Origin of the sequence: Micrococcus sp. HSID17227, assembly GCF_003989405.1 — a bacterium.
GTDB classification, from domain to species: Bacteria; Actinomycetota; Actinomycetes; order Actinomycetales; family Micrococcaceae; genus Micrococcus; species Micrococcus luteus.
Map to the genome: position 1 here is coordinate 1 of NZ_RBLN01000581.1, position 270 is coordinate 270.

General features: G+C 68.1%; 1 pseudogene. It reads left to right on the forward strand.

Going from position 1 to position 270, the window contains the following annotated elements:
- Positions 1 to 270, forward strand: a pseudogene (locus D8M29_RS13425) (IS481 family transposase); the annotation flags it as partial.

The following is a 270-nucleotide window of genomic DNA, read 5'->3' on the forward strand; positions in this document are numbered from 1 at the left end:
GGTGGCTGCACCGGGCCGGGATCTCCCGGTTACGGGACCTGACCCCGGCCGGAGAAGACCTGCGCCAACGACCCCAGAAGATCACCGCGAGAGGGCCGGGGCACATGGTGCACCTGGACGTGAAGAAGATCGGGAAGATCCCTGACGGGGGCGGCTGGCGTGCTCACGGACGTGACAGTGAAGCAGGCCGTGCTTCCAAGCGTGGTGCAGGCCGGCGGGTCGGCTACACCTATCTGCACTCGGCGATCGACGGGTTCACCCGGCTGGCCT